The 18704-nt window shown below is 43.1% G+C and carries 15 protein-coding genes and 3 pseudogenes; 14 read left to right on the top strand and 4 right to left on the bottom strand.

The annotated features are described in order from the left end of the window. The first annotated feature begins 22 nt into the window (after window positions 1–22). The 10 genes and pseudogenes from CCS41_RS08270 (at window position 23) to lipA (ending at window position 11412) form a co-directional block, all read left to right on the top strand. The gene (locus CCS41_RS08270; RefSeq protein ID WP_119797467.1) at window positions 23–1426 is read left to right on the top strand and encodes a hypothetical protein; all 1404 of its coding nucleotides are present in this window, start codon (window positions 23–25) and stop codon (window positions 1424–1426) included. Window positions 1427–1446: 20 nt separating this feature from the next. Next, on the top strand, window positions 1447–2994 hold the full coding sequence (locus tag CCS41_RS08265) for a hypothetical protein (protein WP_119797466.1): 1548 nt from the start codon (window positions 1447–1449) through the stop codon (window positions 2992–2994). A 586-nt stretch (window positions 2995–3580) separates the two neighbouring features. Next, a complete protein-coding gene (locus tag CCS41_RS08260) occupies window positions 3581–4144 on the top strand; it encodes a hypothetical protein (RefSeq protein ID WP_162860030.1) in 564 nt (187 codons plus the stop codon). A 521-nt stretch (window positions 4145–4665) separates the two neighbouring features. Then, window positions 4666–5136 (top strand): 23S rRNA (pseudouridine(1915)-N(3))-methyltransferase RlmH, encoded by a 471-nt coding sequence (gene rlmH / locus CCS41_RS08255; protein ID WP_072550659.1) that lies wholly within the window; start codon window positions 4666–4668, stop codon window positions 5134–5136. A 41-nt stretch (window positions 5137–5177) separates the two neighbouring features. Then, complete coding sequence (gene mrdA, locus CCS41_RS08250; RefSeq protein ID WP_072550658.1) at window positions 5178–7082, top strand: peptidoglycan DD-transpeptidase MrdA; 1905 nt, start codon at window positions 5178–5180, stop codon at window positions 7080–7082. Further along, window positions 7075–8187, top strand: coding sequence for a peptidoglycan glycosyltransferase MrdB (mrdB, locus tag CCS41_RS08245; protein ID WP_072550657.1), 1113 nt, complete (start codon window positions 7075–7077; stop codon window positions 8185–8187). Before mrdA ends, mrdB begins: the two co-directional genes overlap by 8 nt. 57 nt (window positions 8188–8244) lie before the next feature. Then, entirely contained in the window at window positions 8245–9456 is a 1212-nt protein-coding gene (gene dacA, locus CCS41_RS08240; protein WP_119797465.1) for a D-alanyl-D-alanine carboxypeptidase DacA, read from the top strand. A gap of 21 nt (window positions 9457–9477) precedes the next feature. Then, window positions 9478–9740, top strand: a pseudogene (gene ybeD / locus CCS41_RS08235) (DUF493 family protein YbeD). 3 nt (window positions 9741–9743) lie between these two features. Then, window positions 9744–10409, top strand: a complete 666-nt coding sequence (gene lipB / locus CCS41_RS08230) for a lipoyl(octanoyl) transferase LipB (protein ID WP_072550654.1) — start codon at window positions 9744–9746, stop codon at window positions 10407–10409. A 37-nt stretch (window positions 10410–10446) separates the two neighbouring features. After that, window positions 10447–11412, top strand: coding sequence for a lipoyl synthase (gene lipA / locus CCS41_RS08225; protein ID WP_072550653.1), 966 nt, complete (start codon window positions 10447–10449; stop codon window positions 11410–11412). A 42-nt stretch (window positions 11413–11454) separates the two neighbouring features. On the opposite strand, the gene CCS41_RS08220 is transcribed toward lipA, so the two are convergent. Then, complete coding sequence (locus tag CCS41_RS08220; RefSeq protein WP_072550652.1) at window positions 11455–12165, bottom strand: Bax inhibitor-1/YccA family protein; 711 nt, start codon at window positions 12163–12165, stop codon at window positions 11455–11457. Window positions 12166–12415: 250 nt separating this feature from the next. Between CCS41_RS08220 and CCS41_RS08215 the strand changes: the two are divergent. From CCS41_RS08215 to CCS41_RS08200, 4 genes and pseudogenes are all read left to right on the top strand, one after another. After that, a pseudogene (locus CCS41_RS08215) lies at window positions 12416–12972 on the top strand (transposase); the annotation flags it as partial. Between the two features lie 233 nt (window positions 12973–13205). Next, a complete protein-coding gene (locus CCS41_RS08210) occupies window positions 13206–14168 on the top strand; it encodes an IS110 family RNA-guided transposase (RefSeq protein ID WP_072550650.1) in 963 nt (320 codons plus the stop codon). A gap of 14 nt (window positions 14169–14182) precedes the next feature. Next, a pseudogene (locus CCS41_RS08205) lies at window positions 14183–14398 on the top strand (transposase); the annotation flags it as partial. Between the two features lie 97 nt (window positions 14399–14495). Further along, the gene (locus tag CCS41_RS08200; RefSeq protein ID WP_119797464.1) at window positions 14496–15590 is read left to right on the top strand and encodes an ISAs1 family transposase; all 1095 of its coding nucleotides are present in this window, start codon (window positions 14496–14498) and stop codon (window positions 15588–15590) included. 161 nt (window positions 15591–15751) lie between these two features. Here the strand turns inward: CCS41_RS08200 and CCS41_RS17690 are convergent, their stop codons facing one another. The 3 genes from CCS41_RS17690 to CCS41_RS08180 form a co-directional block, all read right to left on the bottom strand. Beyond that, a complete protein-coding gene (locus CCS41_RS17690) occupies window positions 15752–15943 on the bottom strand; it encodes a transposase (protein ID WP_240313880.1) in 192 nt (63 codons plus the stop codon). 265 nt (window positions 15944–16208) lie between these two features. Further along, on the bottom strand, window positions 16209–16577 hold the full coding sequence (locus CCS41_RS08190; protein ID WP_119797707.1) for an IS630 transposase-related protein: 369 nt from the start codon (window positions 16575–16577) through the stop codon (window positions 16209–16211). 583 nt (window positions 16578–17160) lie between these two features. Next, a complete protein-coding gene (locus CCS41_RS08180; RefSeq protein ID WP_072549702.1) occupies window positions 17161–17946 on the bottom strand; it encodes an N-acetylmuramoyl-L-alanine amidase in 786 nt (261 codons plus the stop codon). Window positions 17947–18704: the final 758 nt, after the last annotated feature.

Raw genomic sequence — 18704 nt, 5'->3', positions numbered from 1 at the left:
GGAATGGCAACAACGCTCGACTATGGCATACGGTGAAGCTGTCTTGGCATTATTGAATATGGGGATTGATCCGGCCGATGTGTCAAAGGTACACGATCTGTTGGTAGTGCATATTCGAGAAGCAGAAATCCCAGGGAGAGTTTTGTTAGGAGGATTAGGAGGATTAGGAGGATTAGGAGGATTTGTTTGGAGTGCCTATAACGTTATCCAGTCAATGTCTGATCCCTTGAGTGACTTGCATACTAAAGTGGATCTGCGAACGTTGATGGAAGCCGCCGAGCCTTTTGTGCGAAAGTTAAATGAGCAAGATCAGGCTAGCAGTATGGCGTCACAACAGAGCAACATCGCGCAACTAGGGTTAGAAAAGAGGAGCGGCGGATGGGATCTACAGTTAGCGCATAATAAAAGGGTACAGATTGACGGCGATCTGCCGGGCCATATTGCGTTACAGATGCGTATTGTCGAGCTACCGGGGCTGATGTTTACGTTAACAGCGTCAGCTCGCCCAGGAGAGGAAACGCCTAAATTTTCTGTCGGACTGGAAGCGGCAAATAGGGAGGCGTTATTGGGTAACAATCTCACCCAAGCCGTGGCGTTTATCCAGAGCAAATTCGCTAATGATCCGCGGTTTATTATTGATGGACGAGTGCCTATCGCTATCCGGATCGGGGAAAATGAGATGGCAAAAGGATTATTAGATTTAACCACCCAGCGTTGGCAGGCGATCAGTAATATAGAGAGGGATAGCGTTACCCATCCCCATTTTTATAACAGTCAGGGGGATATAGCAGAACTATTTGATTTTGATTACAGGATAAACAGGAGCAGTTTCATAGAAACTACACCAAAAGTTTTTACTTTTGGAATCAAACCTTTCAGCTCTATCTTTCCCTGGATTATCGCCGCTACATATACCCCCAGTGTTGCCCATATCGAGTACGATACCACGCAACAACAGCTCGTTGTTGTTGGTGTCGCCCACCCTTTTAATAATAGAAAAAGTCGTGTTGACTACCGCTATTTTCATGATTTGCCGCAAAATACGCGCTATCAGCAGCTCAAAGCCGTCTACGTCGATGAAGAAAATGATATGGGGCAAGCGCCCTTGATGGTGCTACTGGATACACTTCATACTCAGTCAAATCAACAGATGATACCTATCAAAGAATCTGACAAAGCATCTGAGATGCCTATGGATATAGAGCTGGCCTGGGATACAGAAGGAAAACGTTTTTTCCGCAAAGCGACCTGGCAAAAAGACGGTTATCAATTTACCACCTTCGCCACAGATGCAAGCAGTCCTCCTCGTCTGGCGATGACTGTCTTGCCGCCATCGACAGGACAGCGCCAGGAATGGTTGACGTTAACTCAGAGTGATATCGGTTTTCCTATCTCATCGTTAACACTCTCACTACCCCTGAGATAAGCGGTATCGATTTATCCGCATTGCCTGCGATACCGATCAAAGTATTTGCGCCGGTAGGGACAAAAATCCGGGGTTTACATCACCAGACGACGCTTTTTCTACACACCCAAGGTCAGCCCAAGGTCACCTTAAAATTGAAAAAGCTGCCTTCCCCTGCGCCCGGCACAGCCAGAACAACGGCAGAGGTCCGGCTACGCTGGGGCCTGGCGCTCATGATTGACAGCCAGGAGGCATTAGGCTCGGCGATAAACCTCGCACAGATTAATCAGGCATTACGCACACATTTTACCGATCAAACGCCATTTACAACTGATCCCTATCTGCCGTTGCTCCTTAGTAACCGTAGAGGTGAAACCGCCGAAGGCATCTTTGATATCAACAGGCATAATTGGTTAGCAAAAAGTGGGTTAGCAAAAAATCCGGGCGGGTCCATGCTCTATACTCCTGAAGGTACCACGTTATCCACTGTTGCGGCTCAGGTTGAATACGACGGGGAGGGTATTTATTTTCGTTGTCTGCTGACCTTGATACAGGACAGTGATCAAAGACCTCTGGTGCAGATAGGTTACCACGACTACGGTTTACGCCCACAGGAACAGGATCGTTATCAGCAGTTGACGGTTTATTTCAATGACAGTGAGGCATACCGTCTCAACGCGCTAGATAAACGTTCTTTTTTACAACAATTAGAGGACGGGGATCTTGATGGATTACTTCCCTTAGTGAGTTGCTTACAAAAACTGAACCCGGCACAATCGGTACACGTCATCGATACCGTCCGCAAAAAAGGGGCGCGCTTTGATTGGCACAGCCAACCTGATGTTGCGGCAGATCCTGTGCTTTTTGCCTTGGAAAGTGATCATTATTTTGCGGACGGTATAGCAAATAATACCTATCACTACAGGCTGGGTGATGGTCACACGGTTATCCAGGATAGTGGTGGAGTTGACATTCTGGTGTTACTGGGAGAAATCACGGAAGAAGCGTTGGCGTTACAACGCACAGGGGATGATTTACAGCTTATTATTTATCGGGATGTAAAAGAAGCAGGGATAATAACCTTAAAAAATCATTTTACTGTCTCCTCGGCGCGCATGGAAAACATCATGGTGGATGAGAGGAATTACAACATCACTCGCCTGTTACAAGGTCGTCTAACGCTGAGCGGTAAGAATTCAGGCGCGATAACCCGCATGCCCTTCGAGCATCATTTATTGGATTACAGCAACAATCTGTCCGAACATGGTGAGGGTAATAGCCTCTATCTCCTCACGCCGGATAGCAAGGGATATTATGCCATCAATGACGCAGATGGCGTGGATATGTTAGAGCTGCCTGAAAATATCAGGCGAAATGATGTTTGCTGGCAAAAAAGGGAAATGACCTGGTCATCAGCCTCAGCATATCTAATAATACTGTCCCTATCAGGGTGCAAAACCATTTTGCGGCCTCTAGGCATCGGTTGGAGCAAGTCAGGATACAGAACGTTATTTATCGCCTTTATGATAGTCGTGAGCCTGTTCCTCGTAGGGAGAGCCAGAGAAAAAGTCATCAACCTCAAGCGGTAGTAGGTGATGTTGTGTACTTGGTTCGGCTTGCAGATACGGGGAATCAACCCGACGCCTTAGCACAGTCGATGAGTTCATTTCCAGAAAAAACAGGAGAGATTGGACCCGTTAATAGGCTGCCATCGATAGATAATGTGGGTAAAAACATTTTGATTGGAAGCTAACACTGGTTGATTGTGATCTGTATCACAGTCACTCGTCTGTGACATTGTCTGGATCTTTTTGGTTTATCACCCTGTCATTCTGGTGGATATTGACTAGAATATAATCAAGGTAAAGAATGATAGGGTGCTGATAGGAAGAGCAATTTTATTGAAAGTACGTTGAATCAACACCCTGTGAGGGAAAACAGACAGATACCTGGTTTCGATAGAAGTTGATTGTGTAACAGCAAAACGACGTCCATCAGCGATGGATGCGTGTTTTTTCCACAACGTCAATAAAAGGAGATACCATGGACATTTGACCCTGTGGCTCTTTTCAGACTACGCGATCCCAAGAAGCAAGCGGAAATTTCTTATATGCGATACCCTCAGAAGTAGGGCACTATGCCGTGAATTACGTTACATCGCATATACGAGACAGTGTGAATATCGAAAGGCTAACCAAAGGATTATATTGTAAAGAGTTAGGAAAACGGCAAAGAGATATGCATAGACAAGCCGGCACTTACGGTAAACCTGTTGACCAATTTACTCCGCAAGATTTTAAAAATCTAACCCGTGCAGCTGAACGTTGTTCAATCGGAAATTGTGCGGATCTTTGCATGATTGCCGCACGAGAAATAGTAGAAAGTGGGTACCCACATCCCATCGAACTGTGCACAATTGAAGGTAAGGTAGAAGGTTTCACCTTAGATCATGCTTTTTTACGTATCTACTGTGATCCAAAAGATCAAGATGCAGAGAATTGCATTATAGATCCTTTTATGCAAATGCTAAGTAAGCCACAGCAAACAAAGTTAGTGGGCATGAATCAACCGATAACGTTTGAAGAACCCGAGTATGAAAAATATTTATTCTGTTATGCCATTCACCAAGAGACAGATACAGCTCAATTAGTGCCTATGAGTCGTATCAATAATTTAGGAATACACTCCATCGGTAAAATCTTTTTAGACCCTAAGAGAGAATTTCAATTTACTCATTAGGGAACGAAGCTGAAGTGAGACCTGGCCCCTTCAAAGGCAACATTTGAAGGTTGGACAGCGTCCCGGTTTGCTGTGAAAATCAGAACCATTTTGGCTAGAACTGAACGATATATGCTTTTATTTTTGCGCCCGCATGGTCGGCGAGTGTGTATCTTGACCACGCGGATGATCTGCGATGAGAACTGTTCTCTTTCCGTCTGTTAATATTCCTGGCTCACTCTGCGTAGGCTGAGGCGGCGTTGTAGCCGTCGCTTGCGGGCCGATGGTGGGCCTGTAGGCATTGGTAGGTGTGGTATGGCTGGTTTTTAGAGAATAAACTTGTTGCTAAAAAAAAGCATTTTATTAGGAAAATGACGGCAATATTGACGTATACTGGTACGAATAATAGATCAAAATAAAGAGTCGATTATTGGTGAATAATGACTGAAAAGTTGTGTTTTGTTGCCTTTAATTTAATCAAAAAATAATTTATCTGTTTTTTTAGTAGATTATTTTATGTTTGGGTGCCTTTGGAGTGAATAGTGAAACTGCAAGTGATCGCCGTTGGGACTAAAATGTCCGCTTGGGTGCAAACGGGTGTCGCTGATTACTTGTGCCGCTTTCCTAAAGATATGCCTTGTGAACTGATAGAAATACCCGCGGGAAAACGAGGCAAAAATGCAGATATTAGCGGTATTCTGGAAAAAGAAGGGGAATTGATGCTGGCCGCCGCGGGCAAAAATCACCGAATTATTGCCCTGGATATCCCTGGCACACCTTGGGGAACCTCTCAGTTGGCAAAGCAATTGGCAAATTGGCAGCAAGATGGTCGCAATCTGAGTTTTCTTATTGGTGGCCCGGAGGGATTGGCTCCGGTTTGTAAAGCAGTAGCAGAACGAAGCTGGTCGCTTTCTCCGCTCACGCTGCCTCATCCTTTGGTGCGTATTTTGGTTGTAGAGAGCCTTTATCGCGCGAGGAGTATTAACGTTAATCATCCTTATCATAGGGAATAATCGGGTGATGAATTTGAGTAAAGTGAAATAATAGTCGTCGGATGAAAAAAAAACTTAATCCTTTTCGCGATTATTCGGCTGAGTCAGCTCTTTTCGTGAGCCGTGCCTTGATTGCGTTTTGTGGCATCTTGTTGTTAAGTGGCATGCTGGTGGCGAATCTCTATCATTTGCAAATCACACGTTTTGAAGATTATCGTACACGTTCTAATGAGAACCGTATCAAACTCGTACCGATAGCACCGAGTCGCGGTATTATCTATGATCGTAATGGTATCCCTTTAGCGTTGAATCGTGTCATTTACCAGTTAGAGGTAATGCCGGAAAAAGTAGCAGATTTGCCAACAACCCTGCAAGCGTTACGTTCGATTGTCGACCTGACGGATGAGGATATCGCTAACTTTGAAAAAGAACGTAAGCGTTCACGTCGTTTCACTTCCATTGTGCTTAAAACTCCGCTCACAGAGGTGCAGGTTGCGCGTTTTGCCGTTAACCAGTTCCATTTTCCAGGCATAGAAGTCAATGGTTATCAACGACGTTATTACCCTTATGGCTCTGCGCTTACCCATGTGATCGGCTATGTTTCTAAAATTAACGACAAAGATGTCGAACGCCTGAATAAAGAGGGGATTTTGGCGAACTATGCTGCGACTCACGATATAGGAAAATTAGGGATAGAACGTTATTACGAATCGATACTTCATGGTAAAACAGGCTATGAAGAAGTTGAAGTTAATAACCGAGGGCGTGTGATAAGGCAGCTCCAGGAGCAACCACCACAGGCTGGAAAAGATATTTATCTGACACTGGATTTAAAACTGCAGATCTATATTGAACAGTTAATTAGCGGTAGCCGGGCTGCTGTGGTAGTGACTGATCCACGAGATGGAGGGGTATTGGCTTTGGTTTCTAACCCTAGTTATGATGCCAATCTATTTGTTGATGGTATCTCCAGTAAAGATTATCAGGGATTATTAAAAGATCCTGATCGTCCGCTCATCAATCGTGCGACACAGGGTATTTACCCACCCGCATCAACAGTGAAACCCTATATCGCGGTGTCTGCGCTGAGTGCCGGTGTGATTAATAAAAATACCAGCTTGTTTGATCCTGGTTGGTGGCAGCTACCTGGCTCAGAAAAGCGTTTCCGTGATTGGAAAAAGTGGGGACACGGTCGTTTAAATGTCGTTAAAGCGATAGAGGAATCGGCGGATACTTTTTTTTACCAGGTTGCTTACGATATGGGAATCAATCGGTTATCGGAGTGGATGACAAAATTTGGCTATGGTGAGTATACCGGTATCGATTTATCCGAAGAACGTACCGGTATTATGCCAACACGTGAATGGAAACAAAAACGTTATAAAAAACCCTGGTATCAGGGTGATACTATCCCTGTTGGCATCGGTCAAGGTTATTGGAGTGCAACACCTATCCAGATGGCAAAGGTGCTAATGACACTGATCAATGATGGTGTAGTCAAAAATCCTCATTTGTTATTAAGTACCAGGATTGATGGTGTCTTGGTACCTTATCGACAGAAGGAGCAGTTACAGATTGGTGATATTCATTCTGGCTATTGGGAGACAGTAAAAGAGGGCATGTATGGTGTTGCCAACCGTGCTAACGGTACGGGTCGCAAGAGCTTCGAAGGTACGCCCTATAAAGCGGCGGCTAAATCGGGTACGGCACAAGTTTACAGTTATGAAACTTACAATGCCAGTAAAGTTGCTGCACACTTGCGCGATCATAAACTAATGACGGCCTTTGCACCCTTTGCAAATCCGACAGTGGCAGTGGCCATTGTGCTGGAAAATGGTGGTGTGGGTGCTGCTGTGGGTACGATTACTCGCCAGATCCTCGATCATATTTTACTCGGTGACAATAATACTCAATTACCGCCAGCAGAACAGGGTCGCCTTAATGTCGAGGGGTTTGATGATGACTGAAAACCAACAAAAAGGATCACTATCGTCAAAAATACACATCGACATGCCGTTGTTGATCTGTATTGTTGCGCTCCTGGCTTATAGTGCTTTTATTATGTGGAGTGCCAGTGGGCAAGATGTGGGGATGATGGAGCGCAAGCTTACTCAGATTGTCGTAGGTTTATTTGTGATGTTGCTGATGGCACAAGTCCCACCACGGGTATATGAAAATTGGGCACCCTATCTTTACTTTGCCTGTATTGTTTTATTGGTGCTGGTCGATACCTTTGGACAAATTAGTAAAGGAGCGCGGCGTTGGCTTGATCTCGGTGTGATCCGTTTTCAACCGTCAGAGATCGCCAAAATTGCGGTTCCTTTGATGGTAGCACGCTTTATGAACCGTGATATCTGTCCGCCCTCGTTGAAAAATACCACTATTGCGCTGATCCTTATTTTTATGCCGACCTTATTGGTAGCGGCGCAACCTGATTTGGGTACCTCGATTCTGATTGCTTCTTCTGGATTATTTGTCTTGTTTTTGGCCGGAATGAGCTGGCGTTTAATTGGTATCGCTGCTTTGCTTCTGGCGGGGTTTATTCCCATTCTCTGGTTTTTTCTTATGCATGGTTATCAGCACGATCGGGTGATGATGCTACTTGATCCAGAAAAAGATCCTTTGGGTGCTGGTTATCATATTATCCAGTCAAAAATTGCCATTGGCTCTGGTGGCTTGTTCGGCAAAGGCTGGCTACATGGCACTCAATCGCAGTTGGAGTTCTTACCCGAACGCCATACTGATTTTATCTTTGCGGTACTGGCAGAAGAGTTAGGGCTGGTGGGTGTGTTAATTTTACTGACACTCTATCTCTCTATCATCATGCGTGGGCTAGTGATGGCAGCTCATGCACAGACCACCTTTGGTCGTGTGATGATCGGCGCTTTGATGCTAATTCTGTTTGTGTATGTATTTGTCAACATTGGTATGGTAAGTGGGATTTTGCCTGTTGTTGGCGTCCCTTTACCTTTAATCAGCTACGGTGGCTCGGCGTTAATCGTCCTGATGGCAGGTTTTGGCATCGTGATGTCGATACATACGCATAGAAAAATGTTATCTAAAAATTTATAGTTCGTTATATAGTAGGCAGCATCGTTAACTTGCCCCCACGGATGATATGCCTTGCTTATGAAATATATCACTACTTCTGGTTTAATTAACAGCATAACGTTAATCGGCGTTATTAACATCGGTGCTGCTTCCTTCGCTAATGCCGACGATGCTAATTTGAGAACCATGATCCCTGGCGAACCGAAAATAAATGCAGAAGCCTACGTATTGATGGATTACAACTCTGGCAAAGTATTAGCCGAAAATAATGCTGATGTACGACGTGATCCCGCTAGCCTGACAAAAATGATGACCAGCTATGTTATTGGTCAAGCTGTTAAATCAGGGAAAATCAGCGCCGATGACAAAGTGATCATTGGCAACGACGCGTGGGCGACGGGTAATCCCGTTTTCAGAGGTTCCTCGTTGATGTTCCTCAAACCTGGCGATAGCGTGCTAGTTTCTAAATTAATCCGTGGTATTAATCTACAGTCGGGTAATGATGCCTGTGTTGCCATGGCTGATTATATTGCTGGTAGTCAAGATTTTTTCGTTAATTTGATGAATAACTACGTGACTACCCTCGGATTGCAAAATACACATTTTAAAACAGTTCATGGGCTAGATGCCGAAGGACAGTACAGCTCAGCACGAGATATGGCATTGATTGGTCAAGCATTAATCCACGATGTGCCCGACGAATATGCCGTTTATAAAGAGAAAGAATTTACCTTTAATAATATTCGGCAGTTAAATCGTAACGGTTTACTCTGGGATAAAGACCTGAAGGTTGATGGTATTAAAACCGGTCATACTTTAGCTGCGGGCTATAATCTGGTGGCCTCTGCGACGGAAGGGCAAATGCGCTTAATCTCGGTAGTTCTGGGCAGTAAATCGCTTAAAGGACGTGAGATCGAAAGTAAAAAGCTGTTAACCTGGGGCTTTCGTTTTTTTGAAACCGTCGCACCGTTGAAAGTCGGTAAAGAATTTGTTTCCGAACCTGCCTGGTTTGGCGATAGTGATAGGGTTCAATTAAGCGTGGCGAAAGATGTTTACCTTACTATCCCTCGTGGTAGAGTGGCGGATCTAAAGGCCAGTTATGTCCTTAACATACCAGAGCTACACGCACCATTGGCAACAAATCAAGTGGTGGGTACTATTAACTTTCAGCTCGATGGCAAGACTATCGATCAGCGTCCATTAGTCGTTATGAAAGAAGTGAAACAAGGTGGCATCTTTAGCCGTTTCGTCGATTATATCAAATTGGCATTCCATCACTGGTTCGGTTAAAAGACGACAATAGGAGTAGAGATGAAAACTAAACTGGACAAGCTACTTGAATTTCCTTGTTCTTTTACTTACAAAGTTATGGGTTTTGCCGATCCTCAGTTAGTTGATCAAGCGCTTGCCGTAGTACAGCGTCATGTTCCGGGGATTATATGCCAGAAGTGAAATCTAGCAGTAAAGGCAGTTATCACTCGGTTTCTATCACTATTACTGCGACTTGTACTGAGCAAATAGAAACGCTGTATCATGAATTGGGTAAGCTGCCATTAGTGCGCATGGTGTTGTGATCGATGGCTTCTTTACAATCCCAGCAGATTATTTTACGTCAGCTGGCACTAAAGCCTTACACGCTAGTATGCCAGGCGATGCATGATTTTACTGAGTATCGTACGCAAAACACCCTGGATGAGATTTGGTTGGTTCAACATCACCCTGTTTTTACTCAGGGTAAGGCGGGTAAAGCCGAACATTTGTTGGCACCTAAAGAGATCCCTGTGATCCAGAGCGATCGTGGTGGGCAAGTCACCTATCATGGCCCTGGTCAGCAAGTGATGTATGTGATGATAGATCTAAAACGATTAAAAATCGGCGTGCGTCAGCTGGTTACAGCAATGGAAAATACGGTGATACAAACGTTAGATGACCTTGGAATAATTTCCCATTCATGTCCTCATGCACCGGGTGTCTATGTTTTAAAGGCTGATCCACAAAAAATTTGCTCTTTAGGATTACGTATCCGTAAGGGATGTTCATTGCATGGGCTTGCACTTAATGTCGCGATGGATCTGGAACCTTTTCTACGTATCAACCCCTGTGGTTATGCCGACATGAAAATGACGCAAGTCAGTGCGTTGACTGACAGCGCTGTGACTTTCAAAAAAATACAAACGATTTTAGTGGATAAATTTGTCCAGCAGCTAGGTTATACAAAGGTCATTCGGCAAGCTTGGACTTGACAAAAAGTCTATTTACAAAATTGGAACCTATATCACCATGAACAAATCGATCCCTATGGAACTTGGCGTAAAATACCGTGATCTAGATAAGACGGCGTTAATCCCGGTTAAAACCTTGATGACTGAGCATCAGGCACCATTACCTAAGCCCGAATGGCTGAAAATAAAGCTTCCTGCTGATTCGAGTCGTATTCAGGGGATCAAAGCGGCAATGCGTAAAAACGGTTTGCATTCGGTGTGTGAAGAAGCTTCCTGTCCCAACTTATCTGAATGCTTTAATCATGGAACGGCAACATTTATGATCTTGGGGGCGATATGTACGCGTCGTTGCCCATTTTGCGATGTTGCTCATGGTCGCCCGATGGTACCTGATAGTAATGAGCCTGAAAAATTGGCACAAACTATTCAAGACATGGGGCTGCGTTACGTGGTGATTACTTCCGTCGATCGGGATGACTTGCGTGATGGTGGTGCACAACATTTCGCTAATTGTATCATCCGTATTCGAGCCAGGAACCCAGCGATTAAAATTGAAACATTGGTGCCAGATTTTCGCGGGCGCATGGATCGGGCGCTAGATATTTTGACGTTAACTCCACCCGATGTATTTAACCATAATCTGGAAAACGTCCCACGGATCTATCGACAGGTGCGGCCAGGAGCAAATTATGAGGGTTCGCTCAAGCTACTAGAAAGCTTTAACGTGCGGCATCCAGAAATCCCAACCAAATCTGGCCTGATGGTTGGTTTAGGTGAAACTAATGCCGAAATTGTTGAGGTTATGCACGATCTACGCCGCCATGGTGTCACTATGTTAACGTTAGGGCAATATTTGCAGCCGAGTCGACATCATTTGCCTGTTCAGCGTTATGTTAGCCCTGATGAATTTAATCAAATGAAGACACAGGCTTTGGCGATGGGATTTACCCATGCTGCCTGTGGCCCTTTTGTTCGTTCTTCCTATCATGCAGATTTACAGGCCAAAGGCGTAGAAGTGAAATAACTTTCCTTAAAAAAAAAGACACCCTAGGGTGTCTTTAGCTGATCAACGGCGGTTGCCGAAAATACGCAATAACATCAGGAACAGGTTAATAAAATCAAGATACAGCGTCAACGCGCCAACTATGGTGTACTTACGGAATCCATCTTGATCACTGGCATCTAATTGACTGCCCATGTTTTTCAGTTTCTGAGTATCATAGGCAGTCAGACCGACAAATAGCACGACACCGATATAGGTAACAGCCCACATCAATGCACTGCTTTTGAGCCAGATGTTAACCACTGAAGCTAAGACGATGCCGATAAGTCCCATGAACAGCATATTGCCAAGGCCACTTAGATCGCGTTTAGTGGTATAGCCATAGAGACTCATAGCCCCAAACATCCCCGCTGCAATAACAAAAGTACTGGCAATGGATGAGCTTGTATATACAACGAAAATACTGGATGTGGTTAAGCCGGTTAAGGCGGAATAGAGCATAAACAGACTGGTTGCCAAGGTTGCACTCAGGCGATTAATCATCCCCGAAATAACAAAAACCAGACCCAATTGAACAATGACAAGTCCAAAAAAAGTGATTTGGCTGGAAAAAATAAGATTCATGATAGCGGGAGTATTAGCCGCGTACCAAGCGATAAAAGCAGTCAATAAAAGGCCACAGCTCATCCAGCCATAAACCTGTGCCATATACGCCTGAATGCCTGTGTTGGTTCGCTCGACAATCGAACCATTAGGGCGTGGATATCGTTCCATATTGGTACCTCTATATATTAATGTGATACGAGTTGCTGTTAACAGCTTAACTTTGGCTAAGAATACCACAGAAACAACCTTAATTACGATGTTGGAAGCCGTGATAAAAGTGTTCTGCTCTTAGCGATGTTCAGGGATAAGGAATTGACGTTTATTTTCTCTAATTTTTTGCTCAAGAAGAGATAAGTGCCTCGTACTTCAAGATAATGATGTTTGCGGACATTATTCATCACGAAATAGCGAGACACTCATGAACGATATTACCGAACTTTATTGCTTAATGGATGATTTTTGCAAAAAATTTGAGCCACTACTCAATGCAAAGCTCCTGATGGGTCCAAGCGGCGTATCCGTGCCAGTTCTCTTTCTTTGGCAGAGCTGATGACGCTAGTGGTATTGTTCCATCCAATTCGTTATCGCCAGTTCAAATCATTCTATCTTCATCATGTGTGTCAGCATCTCAGGGCTGAATTTCCAACCTTTCCCTCTTATTCTCGCTGTATTGAACTCCTTACCCGCTGTGCAATGGCGCTTTATGCTTTCTTTGACACAGTTAAGGGCGAATGTTCAGGGTTCTCTATTGTCGATTCCACGCCGCTTGCCGTTTGCGATAAGCATCGGGGAGAACTACTCAGTATTCGTTTAACCCGTGGGAATGGTGACGATAGAAAACCCCTTCCTGACTTGGTCACAGGGCTTTTTGGCCAGCTTTATGCAGATAAAGGAGATATTTCTAACACATTGTTACAACAGCTGAAAGAAAAGGGAGGCGCCTTGAACACTCGAGTTCGTCGCAACATGAAGCCTTATATCTTGATTATTAGCTTTGAAAGGATAATGATCCCCAACTGATCATTGGGATGTCAGCGGTGAGTTTGAATGAAGCCTTAAGCTTTAAAGCTTGTAAGACAGATAAAACCCCGGTGACATATTCATCATCGCCTTCAAGACCGAACGGTATCTTGTGCTTCGAGCACGTATTTATAAGGATGATCTTGGCGAATTCTCTGATTTTTACTGTCATGTCTGGAGTGTATCTGATGGACAAAACCCCCGTCGGTATTGATATAGCAAAATTAAAGTTCGATGTGGCTGTCTGGATTGAAAGAAAAAAATATAAAACAAAAGTGTTTAACAATACCCCATCCGGTTTTAGCGACTTGCTGAAGTGGCTACTTCCTTACGGTGACTGCCACATTTGCCTGGAAGCAACCAGCCATTACAGTGTGCCACTGGCCACTTTTTTGGTGGATAACGGGATTGAGGTCAGTGTGGAAACCCCCGCCCGCATTCATGCCTTTGCTCAAAGTGAGCTGAGTCGTAACAAAACGGACCAAGGGGATGCGAAGATGATTGCGCGTTATTGCGCGCTTTATTCGCCAGCACGCTGGTTTCCCGCCCCGTTAAATGAACGTCAGCTTATGGCACTGATACGTCGTCTTAATCATTTAGTCGAAATGAAACAGATGGAATGTAACCGAAAAGAGGGGGCAGATGAAATAGTCCAGCCTTTTTTGACAGACAGTATCTGTGCATTAGAAAAACAAATTGTCGAGATAAAACAGAAAATTAAAGAGCATATTAATAACTCCCCCGGGCTGAAAAAGAATAAGCATCTCTTGGAGAGTATTCCTGGTATAGGCGAAATATTGAGTGCCACTTTATTGGCGTTTGTCGGTGATGTATCAAAATTTACTAGCAGCAAGCAAGTGGTCGCCTACGCAGGGCTTAATCCGAAACTGTGCGAATCAGGTGCATTTAAAGGGCGTAGCCGCCTCTCAAAAGTCGGGTGTACAGAACTCAGAAAAGCGCTATATATGCCAGCCCTTAGCTCCATCACTTACAACCCAATAATAAAATCTCAATGGAAACGATGGGTAAAACGAAATAAAGGGGGAAAAGTCGGTGTCTGTGCTGCAATGCGTAAATTACTCCAACTGGCCTATGGCGTGCTGAAATCAGGTCTCCCTTTTGATACAAAAATAGCGCTTGCAAAGACGTAATCAAGACGGTATCTGTCGAGCACACGGCGTTTGATAACGCCCTTTTGCGTAAACGGTCATTGGTTGAAACCGTTTTTGAACAACTAAAAAATATGTGCCAAATAGATCAGACTCGTCACCGCTCACCACAGAGTTTTATCGTCAACTTACTCGGCGGCATCGGCGCTGCCTGCTTTACACCATCCAAACCAAAATTAGCTCTGCATTGTGCAAATATCGTCACATTATAAAATAGTCGGTTTATCCCCAGGGCGGGATCCCACTTTAATGTGAACTAATAATAGGCAGTAAGCTCATAATATTATGTATCCTAAAGAATATGTAATCATGAGTATTTTAAAGCAATTAGCCCTGATCCCTGACCCGCGTAAAGATATTAATATCAAACATCACCTGCTCGATGTTATTTTCCTGTTTTTTGCCGCCGTGTTAAGTGGGGCCTCGGGATGGAAATCCATCCAGGATTTTGGCGAAGCTCAGCTCGATTGGCTAAAAAAATATGGCTCTTATCATGGTGGGAGCCCACGTCGTCATTGTATTGCTAAAATCATCAATGCATTAGATACAAATTTGTTGATTCAATCCTTGTTTTTATGGATTAACGAACGACGCCAACGAGCCGGTAAGACGTTGCTCGCCATCGACGGTAAAACCTTGCGGAGAACCTGGTCTGAAGAGATTTGCACTGCGCTGCATGTGGTGAGTGCCTATGATGTTGATGCTGGTATTACGCTTTATCAAAAAGCGGCGAACAATAAGGGAAAAGAAGGAGAATTAGCCCGTCAGAGCATTGACGCGTTAGCGCTGGATAATGCTATTGTGACGCTCGATTCATTGCATTGCCAAACCTCAACTTCATCACTTATCACGCAACGTAAAGGCAATTTTGTGGTGCAGCTTAAAGCGACTCAAAAGAAGCTGTTTGAACAGGTAAAACAGCAATTTGCTTTTGCCTATGATAGCGATAAATTGCACGAATATACGCAGACTAATCAGGGGCATGGCCGGATAGAAAAACGTACGGTTATGCAAATTAATGCGGAATTACCCAATGAATTAAAAGCGAAATGGCCTACCATTCGTACTTTCATTGAGGTCGCTAGTGAACGAACAAAAAATAATGTCACCCACTGTCGGTCACGTTGGTATGTCAGCTCATTACCGCTGAATGCAGAACAAGCGGCACAGGCAATTCGGCTGCATTGGGGGATAGAAAATCAACTTCACTGGGTATTGGATGTGGTGTTTAGAGAAGATGAACTCTTGATAAAAGCTCCGGATGGAGCAGCCCATGTCGCTCTTTTCAATCGCGTCGCGTTGGGTGTGATTAAACAGCACAAAGGTAAACAAGATAGTATTGCCAGTAAACGTAGACGTGCCGCCTGGTCAGCCGATTTTCGTAGTAAACTTATTTTTGGTTAAAAAATTAGCAAAGTGGAATCCCGCCCTGGGCTTATCCCGAACTCAGGTCAGTTTAAGTCGAATTCTGGCAAGGCAGTCAGGCTGTGAGCAATAAAAGTGGGAGAGTAGACGCTCCAGGTTGTTGGTGTCTTACCACTATGGCTGTAGCCGTATAAATTGATTCAAAATAAAGGGTCAGAAAAGAGAGTGTCGATATCGCATTGTCGTTTCCTACGAAGGGCTTTAGCCTGAGCCCATTTGTGCTCAATCGGGTTGAGGTCAGGAGAATACGTCGGGAGATATTCCAGAATAAAACCAGATTTTTGTATAGTAGACTGGATATCCTGGCGTTTGTGAAAGCTCACATTATCCATCACGATAACAGCCCCTTGAGGGATTTTTGGCAGTCAGTCTTGGGTTACCCACGCATGAAAAATATCGCTATTGATATTGTATTCAAAGGCACAAACGGTGGTTAATTTTCCGTTAAGCTGAGCGCCAATGACATTGGTACGTGCTTTAGCGTGCCAATCATGTTGACCGTAACACCGCTTACCTTTAGCTCAATAGCCGTAGAGGCGGGGCATGTCATGAGCAAAACCGCTTTCATCAACGTAAATAATAGGGGTCTCGCTGGCTTCATAGGCCTGGATCTTGACCTGAAAATCTTCTCGGGATTGGGCGTTGGCTTTTGGATGATAAAATGTTTTTTTTATAGCTAAACCCTGCCCGTTTCAACGCATGGCAGATACCTCTAGCGCTCACTCCCATACGTTGGGCTCGCTCGTATTGAGACGCGTCAGGGTAGGTTTCCACATCAAGAATCAACGCCGCTCGAGCTATTTTACTGGCGGGTTTATCACGTGTCAGACAAGGTTCTATTCGTTTAGCCCAGCGCATCAGACTTGCGGTCCCAATACAAAAACGTGTGGCCGTTTGGGCATATGTAAGCTTTTCTTGCTCTTTAATAGCCAATACATGTTGGCGAAATTTTAATGGATAAGTCATCTTGAAATTATACATCAATTTATACAGCCTACGCTATACTTTGGAAGGAAGATTGGATAATTTCTTCACGTTTTTGGCTGACCTATTTCAGTAATTATTCTATTTTTGCAAGTAATTCCTTATCAAGAGGATGTCTCCTTCAAACATTTTTTGAAAATTAAGCAAAATTTTTTTTTGTCTTCTGTGGTGGGTATTTCAACAAAATAAAAAACAGATCGGGGCACTGGTGCACACTGAAGAATATCTTTTATATATTTATTACCGAATATATCGCAATAAATTTTTTCTAGGAAAAGGGGTATATTTATAGATTCTGTTGAACTTGTTTCAGTTGTCATAAATTATTTCCTTATTTAGCCTATCTGCAAGCAAATATAATAATAAAGATAAGTGAATTGATTTTTTAAAAGGTCAGCGTTTGGGTAATGAAGATAAGAATGGCATAAGACCCGTGGCATTGTATTAGCTAATTTTTAATGTAATATAATTAATTATTAATAATTAATTATATTGTGATCCTATACCTTGACTTCACCTAATGAACGAGGGTCATGCAAGAGGTCTAATGATTAATTCAAGTTCATCAATCTCTTGGTTGTGGGAAATATTTTTCTACCAGTGCGGCCAATATTGCGCTGGTTTCTATATCCATCACGCCGTCATAATTATACGGGCGGAAATGCAACTGAAATGCTCGGACTAGCGCTTTAAACCCTTCTGGTGTGGTCGCTTGACTCACGTTGTAACCGTATTTTTTAAAAAGTGCTAAGGTGGTTTCCTTCGATGGTGATGTTTTTCTATATTGATCAATATATTGGCACTTTGTTGTCGCATCATGCCAAGCCCCAATGCCTGCTTCATAAAGTTTAAACCATGGAAATGTTGCACCCGGATCACTTTTGCGCCCTAGGGAAATATCAGAATGACCCACAACATGAGTAGGTGAAATATCCGGATAACGTTGCAGGATACTCAGTGCTAACTGTTTAACGGCCTCAATTTGAGCATCATTGTAAGGAAGGAAAGTAAATACACCTCTAATCTCTGAAGCCTCATTAACAATCTCAATCCCAATTGTACTATTATTGAGATTAGTGTGATTCTCCCAGGCACTCACACCGGCATGCCAGGCGCGTTCTTTTTCATCAACCAAGTTAAAAATCTTCAGCTCCTTAAACCTTGTACTGATATAGGTGGGATCCACAGGATTTGGCACAAGATAATGCACACTCACCGATTGCCCGGTTAATGCGGAGACAGAAGCTAAAAAATTTGAAGCGGTATAATGCATAACCAAAAAACGCACTTGGCTACCTTTTCGGCTATTAAACCCTTTTGAACGGTAAGAATTATTATCAATCGCTATCATTTTTCTGTCCTTCCTTAATTTATTGGGGCTTCGACAGAACCTGTTTTCGTTATGATTACGATCCAGTTCCGTTACGGTATATTACAACCTACCTGCCAGGGCATGGACGGAATAAGTATGATAAAGGCCATATTTGTTGTTGGCTAGAAGTAGGTATAAAATCTCTGTGCTTGCAACTATCCTAACTAACAATAATAAAATAATTTTATTATTGTTGATTTTTAATTAAGTCTACACAAAAAAATGACATAATGTGTCATTAAAAATTAATATCGATTTAATATTATGTATTTTTCTCTTGTAAAAAAATTATTTTCATAAAATAAAGCTAAATAATTAAATGGCTATTTAAAATAAAAATTTTATTATTTAATCTAGCTCGTGATAAGTATAGCGTTAAAAATTCGTTAGATAATAAATAGCATGTCCATTTGCGTACTATTACAATAATTAAAATTATTATAATAGTACATGCTCTATAATTTGGAGCAATCGTTATTGTTTATTTTTAAATGGATTTTATTTACGCTAATATGATTAAGTAGCCAGAGGGTATATTTCTTTCATATTTTCATGTAAAAACATTTCGGTAGTGGATTAACCCATTACCGATTTTATTATCATAATTTTCTTTCTTATTAATGACAGATTAGTTTTTCAATGTATTATACATATTAATAGCAATAGCCTAGCTGTCACAGAAATGCTAGGCTAGCAGCAGTAGATGCTGATTTTTCTTTATTTGCTATAAATTAACA

It is taken from the genome of Candidatus Fukatsuia symbiotica, from assembly GCF_003122425.1.
Classification (GTDB): domain Bacteria; phylum Pseudomonadota; class Gammaproteobacteria; order Enterobacterales; family Enterobacteriaceae; genus Fukatsuia; species Fukatsuia symbiotica.
This window is presented reverse-complemented; position numbering and strand designations above follow the sequence as displayed.

Excerpts from the sequence above, each read along its gene's own strand:
- CCS41_RS08220 (WP_072550652.1), bottom strand. The coding sequence starts at position 12,165 with ATGGAACGATATCCACGCCCTAATGGTTCGATTGTCGAGCGAACCAAC.
- CCS41_RS08270 (WP_119797467.1), top strand. The coding sequence starts at position 23 with ATGGCATACGGTGAAGCTGTCTTGGCATTATTGAATATGGGGATTGAT.
- mrdB (WP_072550657.1), top strand. The coding sequence starts at position 7,075 with ATGACTGAAAACCAACAAAAAGGATCACTATCGTCAAAAATACACATC.
- CCS41_RS08210 (WP_072550650.1), top strand. The coding sequence starts at position 13,206 with ATGGACAAAACCCCCGTCGGTATTGATATAGCAAAATTAAAGTTCGAT.
- lipA (WP_072550653.1), top strand. The coding sequence starts at position 10,447 with ATGAACAAATCGATCCCTATGGAACTTGGCGTAAAATACCGTGATCTA.
- CCS41_RS17690 (WP_240313880.1), bottom strand. The coding sequence starts at position 15,943 with ATGGATAATGTGAGCTTTCACAAACGCCAGGATATCCAGTCTACTATA.
- lipB (WP_072550654.1), top strand. The coding sequence starts at position 9,744 with ATGGCTTCTTTACAATCCCAGCAGATTATTTTACGTCAGCTGGCACTA.
- CCS41_RS08190 (WP_119797707.1), bottom strand. The coding sequence starts at position 16,577 with ATGACTTATCCATTAAAATTTCGCCAACATGTATTGGCTATTAAAGAG.
- CCS41_RS08180 (WP_072549702.1), bottom strand. The coding sequence starts at position 17,946 with ATGATAGCGATTGATAATAATTCTTACCGTTCAAAAGGGTTTAATAGC.
- CCS41_RS08200 (WP_119797464.1), top strand. The coding sequence starts at position 14,496 with ATGAGTATTTTAAAGCAATTAGCCCTGATCCCTGACCCGCGTAAAGAT.
- dacA (WP_119797465.1), top strand. The coding sequence starts at position 8,245 with ATGAAATATATCACTACTTCTGGTTTAATTAACAGCATAACGTTAATC.
- mrdA (WP_072550658.1), top strand. The coding sequence starts at position 5,178 with ATGAAAAAAAAACTTAATCCTTTTCGCGATTATTCGGCTGAGTCAGCT.